This window comes from Algoriphagus boritolerans DSM 17298 = JCM 18970, assembly GCF_900108085.1.
GTDB lineage: Bacteria > Bacteroidota > Bacteroidia > Cytophagales > Cyclobacteriaceae > Algoriphagus > Algoriphagus boritolerans.
Genome location: NZ_FNVR01000013.1, coordinates 1 through 16214, shown reverse-complemented (window position 1 = coordinate 16214; position 16214 = coordinate 1). Strand labels below are relative to the sequence as shown.

Below are 16214 nucleotides of genomic sequence, written 5' to 3'. Positions count from 1 at the left end.
GGTTAACAACCGACTTATTTGGATTGCGCATTCTATATTTTTTGAAAAAAAGAATATGGAACAGGTCATTTTGTACATTCCAGCCCCAAAGTCAGGAAGATTTAAAGTATTTATTCCCTATGCGCTTAAATCCGAGCGGGAGGCATTCAAAAAGCTGAACACCAGTTATTACCATCCTTCCCAAAAACTATGGAGCATGGTCAATACCCCTGAAAATATCAAGCGGGTACAGGCACTCTTTGGTGAAAAACTGAAGATGGATCAAGGTGAACAAATTCAACTTTCGCAACCCACTTTTACTTTGGCTGAAAAAAGTTTGGAGGCAATGGATCAACTCCGTCAAAAACTCACGCTGAAGGCCTACAGTCCTTCGACAATAAGCAATTACGCGACTGCGTTTGCCAAGTTTCTCCGATTTTTCGAACAGCGTGAACTCACGACCATTACCAAAGAGGAGATAGAGGGGTTTGTCTATCATCAAATCAGTAAATATAAAATCTCAGAATCTGCCCAAAACAGTCTGATTAATGCCGTGAAAGCCTATTACGAGCACGTGTTGGGCAAGCCGAGAGAATACTATGATATCCAGCGGCCGAAAGCAACCCAAGCGCTACCAAATGTCCTTAGCAAGGAGGAAATTGCCGGAATAATTCAGGCTACCTCCAATCTGAAGCACCGGACGATCCTGCTGACCATCTATAGTGCGGGACTTCGGATCAGTGAGGCTATTCGGCTTCGCGTCAGGGATATTCATTCCGATGAAGGCTATCTGTTTATCAAAGGCTCCAAAAACAAAAAAGACCATAAGACGGTTTTGTCACCTGTTCTTCTTGGGGAACTGAGAGCCTATTATCGGGCCTTCAAGCCATCTTATTGGCTATTTGAGGGGCAGGAGGGAGGTCAGTATTCCACGAAGAGCATTCAGAATATTTTTCGGGCAGCCATACAGAAAAGCGGAGCAAATCCCTGGGCGACAGTGCATACGCTGCGGCACAGTTTTGCGACCCATTTATTGCAAAACGGCACCAACCTGCGGATGATTCAGGTTCTGTTGGGCCATTCCAGCAGTAAGACTACAGAGATTTACAGTCATGTGTTGGCAGTTTCCAACAAAAATGTGGTCTCACCCCTTGATCAAATCACCGAATTGCTTAATTTGACCACAGAAACAGCCAAAAAATCTGCTCCGCACACAAAGGATATACACGAAACTGGGGATGGGAGTTAGATTTATTGGGATGTTATGTGTAACCCAAAAAGACCGACAACAAACAAAACAAACGACAATTTATGAACGTAACGGACAACAAAAAAATCAGCACTGGAACAAGACTTGGTGCAATGCTATTAGACCATTTATTCATGACAATGATAGCAATGGTATTTTTTATCCCTGGAATGATTTCAGGTTTTGCAGACGCATTTAATGTAAGCCATGAACAGACAAGACCTAATTTTATGGGAGGAGGCTTTGGCTATTTAAGTATGCTCGGCTTCGCAATATATTTTTGTAAAGACTGCATAAACGGACGAAGCATCGCAAAAAGAATTTTAAAACTACAAGTGGTTGACAACTCAACTGGACAAGTTGCAAGTCCTTTGAAATGTTTTATCAGAAACATGTTTATAATAATATGGCCAATAGAAGGCATAATTGCTTTGACAAATCCGAGCAGACGACTTGGAGACAGAGTTGCAGGAACTAAACTTATTGTATTTGACCCGACACTTGAACAACCAAAAGTAAATATTGGAAAGGTTTTAATTCCTGTTGCTATTGCTTATGGACTTATGTTTTTATTTATGCTTCCCTTCAAAGGACTAATGTCTGCAATGGAAGGACAAAAAATAAATTACGTTGAGACTTCTTTTAATCAGCAATCAAGTAAAGAATTGGAACAATTACTTACTGACAGTTTAGGACAGTATTTGACTCCGAGTGTAAAAATTTACGATAAAATCCAAAATGAGGACTTGAAGTATATCTCGACAATTCTGCAATTGAAAGAAAATTATTTAGAAGACGAAAGCAACTATGAACAACTTAACTCTTTAACGACAACCTTGATTTACTCAAAATGTCCTAAAGAAACATTTACAGGACAAGTCAAATATATTTTTCAGACATCGGGACAAATGCAAAGTAGGGCAATACATTTAGGGACAGACATAAAACCGAAACGTGAGGAATAGGGCTACACATAACAGCACCTACCCAAAAGGCGGGGTTTCGTGTTCCAAAGACAGTTTAGTGGTTAATCAAACATTAGTTTTTCAAATCAAGTTTTGTGGTAAAAGTCCCACCCTTTGGGTAGCTGCAAACCGTTATAGCCAAGTTTAAAACGACATATACCAATGGACGAAACAGAACTAAAAATAGCCCTTGCAATCCTATCAGCATTTTCGTTGACTTTGGTGACATTTATAAAAATACAGAGTGACAAAATCCGAGACATCAAAGCAAAACTTTCAGACAAGAAATACTCGACATACCACGAAATATTGACCATATTATTTGACTTGATAAACCAGACAAAAGGACTAAAAACTGTTTCTGAAGACGAAGTTTTAAAACGTGTAATGGACGTTAAAAGAGACCTCATATTATACGGCAATGACAAAATCATAAAGAAATTTTTTGAATGGGAAGACAACCAACTAAAACAAGGATACCGACTTTGGAATTGGGCAGAACTTGCAGCAATAGCAAGAAAAGATATGGGCAACCGGTGGACAAGAATATCGGCTGACGACATACTACGCTCTTTATTTAACGACAAGACAGAATACATAGAATTTAAAAACGAGTTTATTCTTCGGAAGAAACCCAAATAAGTATCACTAAAAGACCTATACATAGCGTGACTAAAAAAACTAAAATTGGTATTAACATATTGACTGAATTAATTTTAAAAACATTGAAACTGGCGACTTACAAAAGAAAACCTGGCTATAACAGCACCTACCCAAAAGTGGCGGTTCAGTGGTTAAATCAAGCTTTGTGCTTCTATCAAAGTTTCTGCTTGGTTGACAGTGAAGAGCTTCGAAATCGCCACCTTCGGGTAGCTGCAAAACGTTATGCCTCACCCTAAAAGACGACACGACCGACAATAAACGAACAGAGAAATGAAAGACAAAATGCCAACGCTTCAGCAAAATCAAAAGAGCTGCATCCCCACGCTCAAAGCCGACCCAATGCAGCACATTTGCTTTTGCCCCAACGCTTAAAGACAATTAAAATATGTTAGACCAATCCTTTTCAGCAGAAAATTTTAGAAAAATTCTTGATTACGAGAATAGGAAAGGCGTGTATCTTGAAGGAGAGTATTTTCCTGACATTGGAAAAGTAACCGAGGAAATTAAAAAGTGTAACACAGAAATCAGAGAAAAAAAGCACAAAGTTTCAGAAGAAGCATTTGAAATTTTCAGAAAAGAAATCAACGAGAAGAAAGAAAAGCTGAAAGAAAAAAAAGAAGAACAACTAACAATTGAACTACAAAAAATCAGCGACATTGTAGTGAATGATAAGTTTAGAATTAAGCTAACAAAAGATGATGATATCTCTGACAAGCCTGTTTATAAGATTGAGAAGAAACCAGAATACTTTTTTGCATTAAAGCAGATACAATATAATTTCAGAAAGCTTTATAAAGTAAAACAAGCAAATAGGTTTGCTATTGTGAGCCAAATAAAAGGATTATTAGACGATAATTTTCCGAAATATGTTATCAGAACTGACATACAGGAATTTTACGAAAGCATTCCGCACGATATACTTTTACAAAAACTCAACGAGGAAAACTTATTGACTTTCTATTCCAAGAAAATTCTTTTTCAAATTCTCAATGAGTATAAAAGATTATCAGGCAGTGAAAAAGGATTACCAAGAGGGGTTGGCGTGAGTGCATACTTAGCCGAGTTGTATATGCGTGATATTGATAAACAAATGAAATCACTTCCAACAGTAACCTATTACGCAAGATATGTGGACGATATCATTATTGTCTTTACTCCTATTTCAACCAAAGATAGCCGAGATTATTTAGTAGAAATTGACAAAATTATCGAAACGAAATATTCTCTTACAAGAAACAAAGTCAAAACCAAAGCCTTTGATTTAGTTGACACTCCAGCATCTTGCAACCTTGAATATTTAGGTTATAAAATTCAGTTTGGTAACGGTTCTATTAAGTTGAAATTAACAGCTAACAAAATAGCCAGATACAAACACCGAATTGATTTAGTTCTTGACTCTTATCTCAACTATGCAAAAGTAAACGAGAAGAAAGCGAGAAAGATTTTAGTCAAGAGGTTAAAATTTTTGACAGGAAATACAAGATTACTTAACAACAAGAAAAATATTTTAGTTGGTGTTTTCTATTCGAACAACCTACTAACTGAAAGTTCGGATTTTAAAGGTTTAGACAGCTATCTTACCCACAAAATACAATCACAAATTACATTGCCTCATCTTCAAACACGATTAGCAAAGTATAAATTCGAAGATGGTTTTTCGTCAAGAAGGTTTTCAGCCTTTACAACCAATGAACTATCAGATATACTTGAAATTTGGAATACAAAATAGAGAATGAAAAAAAATAAAAGACCTATAAAGTATAAAAAGGAAAGAGTTGTTCTCTCTGATGTTTTGCCATTTGAGATACCTATTACTTTTTCCAATAGGCACTTTTATGACTTTTTGATTAAAAACAAAATTGAATTATCGGGGAACAAAATTAAGTGGGACAAAAATGAGAACACATTAAATACAATCATTAAACTCCTTTTTGACTTCAGAGATAAAGCTGTAATCACAAATGAAATTGGAATCAACAGAAAGTGGGAATTAAAAACTATTCCCTTCAACTATAAAATATCACACAAGGAAAATGATTTTAGAGAACTGACAATTGTTCATCCTAAAAATCAACTTGCGTTGATTGAATTCTACGAGGCAAACAAACAATTAATTTTACACTATTGCAGTTTAAGTCCTTTCTCAATTAGGAGAGCAGATAAAGTTGCAAAGTTTATTTTTCACAAGGACAAAACACACAAAGACAAACTATCCAACAACCAAGATTATGAGACAGTTGAAGAATACGACAAGGAATATGAGAGCTTGAAAACCTTTTTTGTTTACAAGAATTACAGCAACATTCACAAGTTTTATGAATCCTACAAGTATCATCGTTGTGAAAAAAAATATAACAAACTTTTCAAGTTTGACATATCAAAATGCTTTGACAGCATTTACTCTCATTCTATTTCGTGGGCTTTGCTCAACAAAGAAATGGTTAAAGACACTTTAGGTTCATCAACCCGTTCTTCCAATGATACCTTTGGAGGAAAGTTTGATACCATAATGCAAAATCTAAATTATGGAGAAACAAACGGCATTGTGATTGGGCCTGAATTCTCAAGAATTTTTGCAGAGCTTATACTTCAAAGAATTGACCGTAATGTTGAAATGGTTTTGAGAGAAGAAGAAGGTTTAAAGCACAAAGTTGATTATGAAATATTTCGCTATGTGGATGACTTCTTTGTTTTCTATAACACCGAAAGCACAAAGGATAAAATTCTAAAACATTTTCGTTTACAATTAAAGAATTACAAACTTTACTTGAATGATTCAAAAACAGTTCTATATGAAAAACCAATTATTACTGAGATCACAATAGCGAAACAGAAAATTACTGACCTACTAAACAAGTATCTCAAATACAAAGTTAGCGAAGAAGAAAATGCGAAAGGTGAAAATGCCATTGAGGATGCAACGGAAGATAATAATGAAAAGTCAGGTTCAATTTATGTGAGTTCAAATAAACTCATCACAAAATTCAAAACAATAATCAAAGAAACAGGAATTGATTACAAAGACATTTTAAATTATACACTTTCCCTTATTGAGAGGAAGATTGCAAAAATCTTGAAAGACTATCAAGAACTTGAAAGAAAAAAGAATTCTGAGAAAGCATTTACAAAAGCCATACTTGAGATTTTGGATTTTACGTTTTTTCTCTATTCAGTTTCACCAAGAGTAAATACGACAATTAAGCTGTCCCGAATATTGCGAAAGCTAACAGAGTTTCTTAGCGAGAAAGGCAACATCAATATTGACTTTAAACATTTGGCTTTCAAAAAGATTTACGATAATATTTATTTCACACTTCAAAAAAACAAATCATTAGAACATACACAAGTTGAAACTTTGTATTTGCTGATTGCATTGGGCGAATTAGGCAAAGAGTATTGGTTAGACGCTGATGTTTTAAGACAATATCTTTGCATTGACAAAGACAAGGATAGCGGAGCATTGAGTTATAAAGGTTCTCTTAATTTCTTCGCAATTATCGTTTTACTGTTTTATATGAGAGACAAAAAGCGGTATTCATTGTTACGGTCATTTTTACAAGACCACATTCGTATGAGATTCAATGAAGTCAGCAAAGAGAATATCGGAAAATCTTCTGAGTTAGTTTATTTACTTTTTGACATTCTGACTTGCCCATATTTAGACATAACCTATAAACAAGAAATGCTAACTTTGCACGGTGTGACAGACCCAGCTTTACAAGAAGAAATAATTAATACAAGGAAACATTGGTTCACAAAATGGACTGACTTTGATTTCGGAAAAGAACTTGATGCGAAACATAGTCAGGAAGTTTATTAAAGATATTATGCACCGTCTAAAATAAATTCACACACAAGCATAGTTTTCGCTTTTCAGATACAATGAAAGTGAAACAAGGAAGCAGCAGGGACGGGCTGCTTCTTTTTAAATTAGTTACCAACGCTTTCGGTTGCACATTTGTATTTTTGCCAACGCTCAAACCCAAACAAAAAATGCAAAAGAGCCACCGAGCAAACGCACGACAAAACAGGCGTAGAATGACAACAAAACAGACGACAGAAAAAGAAGGGCGAAGGCATAACATCACCTATACGCAAGCAGGGGTTTCGTGCTTCGTAGGACAGGAAAGTGGTAAATTTAAAGTTCAGTTCTTCGTAGGAAGTTCAGTGGTTAAAATCCCTGCCTGCGTATAGCTGAGAACCGTTATGCGGCAGCTTAAAAGACAACGTAACATAAACAAAAAAATGAATAAAATTCTAACATTACTTTTTATCGGGTTGACAACTTTGACCTATGGACAAAAATCAAAAGGACCAAATTTTGACATTAAGGACTTCAACAAGAAAATGGAAGTCGCTGAATGGTTGTATGAATATGATATGATTGCTTGGAAAACTTCGGACAGCGTAATGACCCAAGACAAAAAAGACTTGGCAAGATTGGGAAGTGATTGGTTTTGTTTCAAGAAAAATGACATTTGGCACGCTGTTTACGGAAAATATGAAAACAATCAGTTTGACCTTGTTTTTCACTTTAAGGTTGACAACGGACAAGTAAGTAGAACAAATGAAACAGTTGACACTACATTGCTTCATAGATATTCAAGAGCATTGAAAACAGCAAGTGGACAGATTAAAACACTTAAAGACACCGTCAATTTGAGATTTAATCAATACATAAAAGAAAATGACGACCAGACACTTTCTGTTTGGATTTTACCAGCCTTTCAACCGAATAGTGTTGCTGTTTATGGTGGAGAATTTATCTATACAATTGACCCGACAGGAACGAAAGTACTTAAAGATGAAAGCTATTTTCAAGGACAATTTCTTGGGTTCAAAGTTGACAATCCAAGAGAAATTTGGATAAACTATCGTGACACCGAAGAACCGACATTAGGAGCAGTCTTTTTTGCTTGGTATTACAAATCATACTTTACAAAAATCGTTATTGACAACTCAAAAAGTATAAGCACACCATTCAAGGCAGACAATAGTTGGACTTGGATACACGCTGAAAAAGAACCCGAAAAAAAGAAGAAAAAGAAATGACGAAAACAGAAAGCCGACCGCATAACAGCACCTACCCAAAAGTGGCGGTTCAGTGGTTAAATCAAGCTTTGTGCTTCTATCAAAGTTTGTGCTTGGTTGACAGTGAAGTGCTTCGAAATCGCCACCTTCGGGTAGCTGCAAAACGTTAGCGGTCAGGCTAAAAAATGGTACAGACAATGAAATGTGAAAGTTGTAACATAAGAGAAATTGAAGTTGAAGTACTTGCGGACGAAGGACAAAATCCTTTTCGTTTGTGTTTGCCTTGCCAAGACAGACTGCTAAACAAAGCACTAAGACCTATGGAGTTTTTCAACTTAACTGCAATTCATGGAAACAGTTACTATTTACACGATGATTTTTACGATTACGACACAGGCGAAGCAACTCAACCAGAAATTGAAGTAATTGACGCTGAAAAATTTCCATTTCCCGACTTTGAACAAATCAAAAGTGACTTAAAAAGACTTATTGACTTTGCATTCGTTCAGTATTTTACAGACGATTTTGTTATCAAAGAACTTCAAAAGTTCGACAAATTGGAAGTGCTTAAAAGACTTAAAGAGAAGGTAGATTATAATCGTGCTATCAATTACAAAGCTTATGAAATTGCAGGAAAAGTAATTGGTAGGACAGCAGAAGAATGGATAAAGAAAGAATGGGCAAACAGACGAGAAAATGAACTTCAAATATTTGCAGAGCCAATAGCAAAGTGTTTGAATTTTGACGAAGCATTTAAAATTCTTACCAGAGAACTTGAAAGAGGAGATGACAAATTTCTATCCGAAAATGTTTCTGCACTGCTCTATTTCAAAAGCGACCAGACACTTGACTGGATTGAAAAAGTTAGTGAAAGAATAAAAAATATTTCTTCTACCTGGGGACAACTTGCCGCAAGTTCGCAGTTCACTTGGAACAGAGCAAATAAGTGGTTGACATTCGGACGACCTTTGAGTTTGATAGCACTTGACAGTTTAATTTATTGCACAACAATAGGCGAAAGATTAAACCAATCGCTTTGGTTACGACAATTAAACCCAAGACTAATTGACAATCCAAGACCTGAAATCATTGCTAACAGACTTCGTGAATATTTACTTGTTGACAGTGTCACGAGAACAAAAAATGCAGTAGAAACAATTATTGACAATGTATTTGAAACGACAAAATATAAAAGCCCGAACCGCTAACATCACCTATACGCAAGCAGGGGTTTCGTGCTTCGTAGGACAGGAAAGTGGTAAATTTAAAGTTCAGTTCTTCGTAGGAAGTTCATTTGTAAAAATCCCTGCCTGCGTATAGCTGAAAACCGTTATGCCTCACCCTGAAAGACGAAACTACCAAAAACCAAAACCCATTATGATTAAAAAGCAAAGGAGTTTTACCAATTAAAAATAATCTAAATTAATCAACCCAGTAAACTATGATTAAATATCAAATTAAAAACAAAGAAGTAATTATTACCGACACTTACATTACTTATGGTAAAGATAGTATTAAGTACGATGACATTATTGATTTCGAATTTTCACATCAATACGTAAATTTTGTAGGAGGAATTGACTTTACATTAATTGGGAAAAATAATTCAATTTGGATTTCAGTTTCTGCAAGCAATTCATTTTTACAAAGAACAAGCACAACAGAAAATATTGAAAAGGTTCAAGAAATAGTAAATCTGGTATTGCCAAAAGCCTTAAATGGTTTTATCAGACATAATTTTTCTGAATTAAGCAATGGAGGAACTGTTAAAATATGGAAATTAATCTTTGAAAAAAACAAAGTATTAATGCGCCCTCGAACTTCATTTTGGACCAAAACTGTAGAAGTGATGTATTCTAAAGGAGAAGTAAGTTACGAAAGACAAGGGATAGGAATTTTAGGTTCATCTGGTTCAGGTTCTTGTTTTTATTTGATTGATTTATACAACAATGAAACATATAAATATTCTAATAGTGCCAACTCTCAACCAACTCAAGGACAGTATTTGAAAATTAAAGGACTTTTTGATTTTATGAAAAAAATCTCGACTAAAAGCACCGAAAGTAAAATTAAATTAGACTTTCTTAAATAATGAACTTATAAACCTTGAAGTATAATGTTAAAAAAAATTACACACGAAGAAGCAAGACGTATAATTGATAGTAAGTTTATTTCAGATAATGATGTAAGATTAATTGCATCAAACTTCATAGTAGGACAATCACTAGTAGATTTTATTGGGAATTTTAAGCATTCTGAGATTAATCAAGTACATTATTTAGAGTCCAAAAATTTGATAAGAATAATAAACAGTTTTTTAATGGTTCTTAAACTTAATGATAACCATCAATATTTCTACCAATCCAAGGAAGTTAAAATGCTCATAGATATTGTTAGCACAAATAAAGAAATTAACCAACTTACAGAAGTTCAAATAAACTATTCTTTATTCAACAGTTTAATTAAATATGCCCTCTCGATAACAGAAAGTGGTGATAAAATGGACATGAAAGCAAAGTTTTATGGAAAAATTCCGACAAAATTCCTTGCTTTTAGACAAGACCAAGCAGATAGATGGTTTGACCACTTTTGTGATTATTTTCTCCAGTATGTTAGCGAAATTAAATATTACACTGATTCTCAGAAGACTTTGAATTATATAATGACCAATATTGCATTTTATCTATTAAAGTCTCAACCGAGAAGATATTTTGTAAAGCAAGGTGAAAATATTGAAACAACGGTATCAAGAATAATTCAAGAACTTTATGATAATACAGGTGACCGATTTGAAAGCTCAAGATATTATTGACCAAAGCCTTTATTAAATCTCATAGTTTGATTTTATTTTGAAAATACCTAAAGAAAGGGCAAAGGCATAACATCACCTTGGAAGACAGCGGGCGGTTCAGAGTAAATTGAAAGTTTACTATCTTTAAGAAGTTAGGAGTAGGCTGGAAGGGAACGGCTTCCAATGCCCGCCGTCTCCAAGCTGAATACCGTTATGCCTCACCCTAAAAAACGACACGACCGACAAAAACGAACAGAAAAGTGAAAGACAAAATGCCAACGCTTCAGCAAAATCAAAAGAGCTGCATCCCAACGCTCAAAGCCGACCCAATGCAGCACATTTGCTTTTGCCCCAACGCTCCAAAAAAGACAATCAATGAATAAAACTTTACCAATCAAACATTTATCAGCGAGAGTTCCATGGCATGACAATAAGTGGAATGGAAAATCTTGCTGTAATGTATTAGACAATTCGTTTTGCAGAATATTGCCTAAAATTGATGCAACAAAACAACCAGACAGCGAAACTTCGGATAAGGAAATTAATGAAGAGTTTCTTCCTCCTTGTGTTTCAGAAAAAGGAACATTCCTTTCTCCACATAGCTATGCAAGAGAAGTTCCTCATGCTTGGACAAACATCAATCCACTCTTCAAACATTTTAGACCATGCGTTTACCAAGACAAACCGTTCTCATTTGACGCAGTTCCGTTTTTGTGGATGATAAAAGAAAATTCAAAAAGCGACCATCCGCACCGCTCACAGCAAGCAAGAATTTATGAATTAGATTACAAACCAGAATTAGAAGCAGAAGTTGATGCAAAACTTGGCTTTGAAGGAAATCATTGGGTTCAGCATCCACATAACCAAAAAGTTTTGTTGGATTCATTTTTCGGTTGCCTAAAAAAACAGCAATCATTAATTTTTTTTTACTGTAAACACACTCCGTTTTCAGAACCGAACGAAAGAGTAATTGTTGGAGTGGCAAAAGTCAGAACAGACATTGGCGAAATTCTTCAATATAAGTTTGATAAAGAAACCGATAATGGGCATAGAAGCTATCCTTGGGACAGATGTGTTGAACATACTTTGACCAACAAAAATTCTGAAGGATTTTTATTACCATATCACGATATACTTAAATTCATAAATGAAAATGAGATTGAAGTTGACTTAAAAGAATATGCGGCTTTTGCCCCAGACTTTGCACAATTTTCATTTGCTGCCGAATTAGTTGAACATGACACTGCCATTGATTCCCTACTTACTATGGCTGACAGTTTAAAAAAGTCAGAGGTTCTACTTGATAAAAAATTCACCAAAGAACTAAGATGGATTGATGATGAAATTTCCAAAATTTGGGATATGCGTGGTGCGTTCCCAGGAATGGGTTCAGTTTTAAGTGCCTTGCAGATAGAGGATGGAAACACTATTGCATGGGAGATTGAAAAATATATTTTTCAAAAAGACGGAGACCTTTTAAAATCCGACCCTTGGAAAATATTTGAAGAAAGTATGATTGAACCTAACAAATATGTAAAGGAAAAGGGTTTAAAACTTTTTACTGCGACATCACAAAGAATTTGGAAAGGAAAACCATCCAAGAAAAAAGAGTTTCTCAAATTACTTAGCCGCTGCCAACTGAATAACGACCAAGCAAGTTACATAATTGACCATCATCAAACTGAAATAGGAACAACAGAGGAAATCACAAGTAATCTGTATCTACTTTATGAGAAAACAAGATTTTCGGCAGCGGGAGTTTCATTTAGACAAGTAGACAAACTTGTCTTGCCCCCTGAAAAGATTCGAGATGCGTTTCCGTTGAAAGAATGTATTGCATTAACAGACAATCTTGATGAAAGAAGAGTAAGAGCTTTTGCAACTTCTATAATGGAAGAAGCAGCATTAGAAGGACATTCTATCCTTCCATTTAATGATGTTTTAGAAAGGTTGCAAGCAAAAGCTATTGACGAATCCTTTCCGATTGATGAAGATATTTTGACTGCTCAATCGGAAGAAGATTTTTTCAAGGAAGAAATTGAATCAGTCCTTCCAAGTAAGGAAAATAAATTTCTATTTTTCAAACTAAAAAGATTAGTTGAGTTAAAAGCAATAATTCGTCAGCGACTAAATTTTGAGCAAATTATTGGTAAGCCTTTAAATATTGACAAAGATTGGTTGAATGAAGTTAATAACTACAAAGATTTCCCAACTCTTGACAGCACAAGCCCAGACTACAATGATGAGCTATTAGCAAGAGAAGAAAAGGCCGAGGCATTGAGGATTTTAACAAATTACCGATTTTCAGTTTTAATTGGTCCTGCAGGTTCAGGGAAAACATCATTGCTTGAAATCTTTGAACAAATACCTGAAATCCGCAGAGGCGGTGTTTTGAAGTTAGCACCAACAGGAAAGGCAAGAGTGAAACTCGGTCATGATGCAAAGACATTAGCACAGTTTCTTTTCCCTGACAGATATGATGCTTTAACCGGAAATTATTTCATTAATGAAGAAGGAGCAAAATTTTCAGGTGCACGAAACATAATAATTGACGAAGCATCTATGTTGACAGAAGAACAACTTGCTTCTTTATTCGATGCTTTGGGACCTGTTGACCGAATTATTTTAGTTGGTGATTATAGACAACTACCACCAATAGGAACAGGAAGACCATTTGTGGATATTGTTGCACAACTGAAACCAACAACTTTTGAAAAAGAAAATATCCGTTCAGCACCTGCATATGCAGAGTTAAGACAGATAAGAAGACAGGCACAACAAAAAGACAAGCGTTGGGATGTTGCTTTAAGCAAATGCTTCGGTGACGAGCCAACAAAAGAAGACATTGAAACCTTTCATTCGATAGCTGCCGATGAAATTTCATCCAAACACATTCTCATGGTAAAATGGTATGAGAGTGATGATTTCAGAAAGAAGTTTCAAGAAATTTTAGAGAATGAACTTGAATTGGATGCAAAAGACATTTCAAAATCTTTTAACAGAACAATTGGAGCAAAGGATTTCGGAGATTATCAATATTTCAATAATGGCTATGCTGAAAAGGTTATTGAGGATTGGCAAATCATTTCACCAGTTAATGGATACGGATATGGAGTAAAGGAAGTGAACAAGTTTATTCAAACAACGTATCGAAAAAATTTCATTGAATTGGCACTGAATGTTCAACCGAAAAATTCCACTTATTTTCAGAAAAGAAAGATTGCCAAACCAAAAGGAAATGACAATATTGTTTATGGTGACAAAGTGATTAATCTTAAGAATACTCGTTGGGAAAATTGGCAATGGATTAAACCAACCGATAGAAAAGAAGATGCATTTAAGTATATCGCAAATGGTGAGATAGGTGTTGTTACAGGTGAGTTCAGAGGAGCAAATGGTAAGGGAAAGGGCGAACCGAATATTGAAATTGCATTTTCAACACAACAGGGCTACAGTTATGTTTTTTGGGCTGACCAGTTGAAAGATGATGGAAAGTATTCGTTTGATTTAGCTTATGCAATTACAGTCCACAAATCACAAGGAAGTGGATTTAAGAAAGTGTTTTTTGTTCTTCCGTCAAAAGGAGCTATCCTAAGTAGAGAATTGCTTTACACTGCTCTGACAAGGCAAGAGGATAAAATAATAATCCTACACCAAGGCGATTTTAGAGATTTTATTCGACTTGCAGCGACTGATGCTTCATCAACTGCAAGAAGATTCACTGATTTGTTCCATTTGCCAGAAGTGCGTCAACTCAAACAGAAATGGTTTGATGCTCGGTATGTTAATATCAGTGAAAGAGGCGAACCTATGTTGAGTAAAAACGAAGTTATAATTGCAAATTGTTTAAATAAAAAAGAATATCGCAACCGCATTTCATACGCATACGAGGACAAACTAAAATTTGACAACTCTACAAGAACAGTGAAGCCTGATTTTACAATAGAAAATATCCTAACAGGAAAGAAGTTCTATTGGGAACATTTAGGAATGATGACTAAAACTGACTATCGAGAGAAGTGGGAAAAGAAGCTTGCATCATATATTCAAGACGGGTTTGTTTTACATACAAAAGCAAACCCTGACAATGAAAAAGTTTTAATCATAACAGAAGAAAACCCGAATGGAGGGATTAACTCACAAGAAATAGACAACCTTGTAAAAAAATATATTTTAGAAGAATAAGCCCACGCTATTAGTGGCACATTTGCAAAACCGCTCAAGCCAACCCACAAGCCAAGTTTTGCAAAAGAGCCACCAAGCCAACGCACCCAAACAGACACGATATGACAACAAAACAGACGACAGAAAAAGAAGGGCGAAGGCATAACATCACCTATACGCAAGCAGGGGTTTCGTGCTTCGTAGGATAGGAAAGTGGTAAAATTAAAGTTCAGTTCTTCGTAGGAAGTTCAGTGGTTAAAATCCCTGCCTGCGTATAGCTGAGAACCGTTATAGCCAATGCTAAGATGACATAGCCAATGATAGCAAAAGACCAAAATACAGCCTTGTTGACAGTTGGAAATTCAGCTTTGAAAAATTCCGACTGGACAGACTATGCGAACTATTGCTTTGACAGAGAAAAGGGTCTTAGAAAAGAGGCATTTAAGCACCTTGACAAATTTCTTAAATCAACTGAAAACTGGTCGCTTGACAAGAAGATTGACTTTGTGAAATTTCTATTTCCTTTTTTTGAGAATGTTAAGGACGCAGACTATGGAGCTTTTCCTCAACCATTAAGCGACAAACTTGTAAAACCGACTTTGACAACTTGGTGCGACACAGAGCAAATTGACAACAATCCTTTTCGTTGGTTGGGTAAATATTATCGAAGTGAAGAGCATTTATTTAGAGCATTAGAAATTAACCCAACGGACGACTTAGCAAGACAGACAATATTGGGTTGGTGGACTTACAACATTTATTATTCAGTTCATCATTTACCCGAAGGTTACATCGGAGAACCATTTGACGACATAAAACTTGGAGAGAAAATAAAAGAACAAATTCGACAATTAACGACACTGGAACTAAGAGAATACTGGACGAAAGAACTGGAAGAAGATTTAGAGCTTGTGAGAAATTACATTGACTGGAAAACCTCTGGACATCCCGACTTTGAAAAATGGGGACAGGAAAATAAAAGACAAACTGGTTACGGGCTGACAAGGACTTACTACTATGAGAAATAGAAGCACTGGCTATAACAACTAGGTTTTCGTTGCGTGCGAAGCACGAACAATGAAACCGCTGTTGCACGAAACCGGTGAAGTGCTTATGGGGATTGAGTCGGTATTTTTGGAGGTAAATGAGGTGCCCACTAAGATTAAAAAGTAAACCCTACCAGCAGATTCCGTATCGAATCAAAAAAATTAGATCATTCTGAGCCTTTTCAGCCCCGTTTTGGAAGGGCTTTTTTGTGGCTTAGGCCCGCCTGAAGATCGGGCAGGCATAGCTCCGCCAGCCCGACAAAAATCAGGAATTAAAATTGGGTTGAGAGAGTGGGATAGACGGCCTTTGGTGGTCCCCGTTTGGG

General features: G+C 35.7%; 12 protein-coding genes. All 12 read left to right on the top strand.

The genetic code is table 11. From position 1 onward, the window contains the following. The first annotated feature begins 55 nt into the window (after nucleotides 1-55). The 12 genes from C4S61_RS12300 (at nucleotide 56) to C4S61_RS12240 (ending at nucleotide 15870) form a co-directional block, all read left to right on the top strand. A complete protein-coding gene (locus C4S61_RS12300) occupies nucleotides 56-1228 on the top strand; it encodes a tyrosine-type recombinase/integrase (protein WP_103925107.1) in 1173 nt (390 codons plus the stop codon). Between the two features lie 62 nt (nucleotides 1229-1290). Further along, nucleotides 1291-2193, top strand: coding sequence for an RDD family protein (locus C4S61_RS12295; protein ID WP_103925106.1), 903 nt, complete (start codon nucleotides 1291-1293; stop codon nucleotides 2191-2193). A gap of 162 nt (nucleotides 2194-2355) precedes the next feature. Further along, nucleotides 2356-2835 carry a hypothetical protein gene (locus tag C4S61_RS12290; protein WP_103925105.1) on the top strand — a complete coding sequence of 160 codons (480 nt, stop codon included), beginning with the start codon at nucleotides 2356-2358 and terminating at the stop codon, nucleotides 2833-2835. Between the two features lie 406 nt (nucleotides 2836-3241). Then, the gene (gene drt3a / locus C4S61_RS12280) at nucleotides 3242-4585 is read left to right on the top strand and encodes an antiviral reverse transcriptase Drt3a (protein WP_103925103.1); all 1344 of its coding nucleotides are present in this window, start codon (nucleotides 3242-3244) and stop codon (nucleotides 4583-4585) included. Between the two features lie 3 nt (nucleotides 4586-4588). Continuing rightward, on the top strand, nucleotides 4589-6676 hold the full coding sequence (gene drt3b / locus C4S61_RS12275; RefSeq protein WP_103925102.1) for an antiviral reverse transcriptase Drt3b: 2088 nt from the start codon (nucleotides 4589-4591) through the stop codon (nucleotides 6674-6676). A gap of 218 nt (nucleotides 6677-6894) precedes the next feature. Next, complete coding sequence (locus C4S61_RS21840) at nucleotides 6895-7050, top strand: hypothetical protein (protein ID WP_160111238.1); 156 nt, start codon at nucleotides 6895-6897, stop codon at nucleotides 7048-7050. A gap of 51 nt (nucleotides 7051-7101) precedes the next feature. Beyond that, nucleotides 7102-7908: a hypothetical protein gene (locus C4S61_RS12265; protein ID WP_103925100.1), complete on the top strand. Its 807-nt coding sequence runs from the start codon at nucleotides 7102-7104 to the stop codon at nucleotides 7906-7908. Nucleotides 7909-8084: 176 nt separating this feature from the next. Further along, nucleotides 8085-9095, top strand: a complete 1011-nt coding sequence (locus tag C4S61_RS12260) for a hypothetical protein (protein ID WP_146064388.1) — start codon at nucleotides 8085-8087, stop codon at nucleotides 9093-9095. A 233-nt stretch (nucleotides 9096-9328) separates the two neighbouring features. Continuing rightward, nucleotides 9329-9979, top strand: a complete 651-nt coding sequence (locus tag C4S61_RS12255; RefSeq protein WP_103925098.1) for a hypothetical protein — start codon at nucleotides 9329-9331, stop codon at nucleotides 9977-9979. 24 nt (nucleotides 9980-10003) lie between these two features. Next, nucleotides 10004-10699, top strand: a complete 696-nt coding sequence (locus C4S61_RS12250) for a hypothetical protein (protein ID WP_103925097.1) — start codon at nucleotides 10004-10006, stop codon at nucleotides 10697-10699. A gap of 354 nt (nucleotides 10700-11053) precedes the next feature. Further along, nucleotides 11054-14863, top strand: a complete 3810-nt coding sequence (locus C4S61_RS12245; protein ID WP_103925096.1) for an AAA family ATPase — start codon at nucleotides 11054-11056, stop codon at nucleotides 14861-14863. Nucleotides 14864-15159: 296 nt separating this feature from the next. Continuing rightward, entirely contained in the window at nucleotides 15160-15870 is a 711-nt protein-coding gene (locus C4S61_RS12240; RefSeq protein WP_103925095.1) for a hypothetical protein, read from the top strand. The last annotated feature ends 344 nt before the right edge of the window (nucleotides 15871-16214 follow it).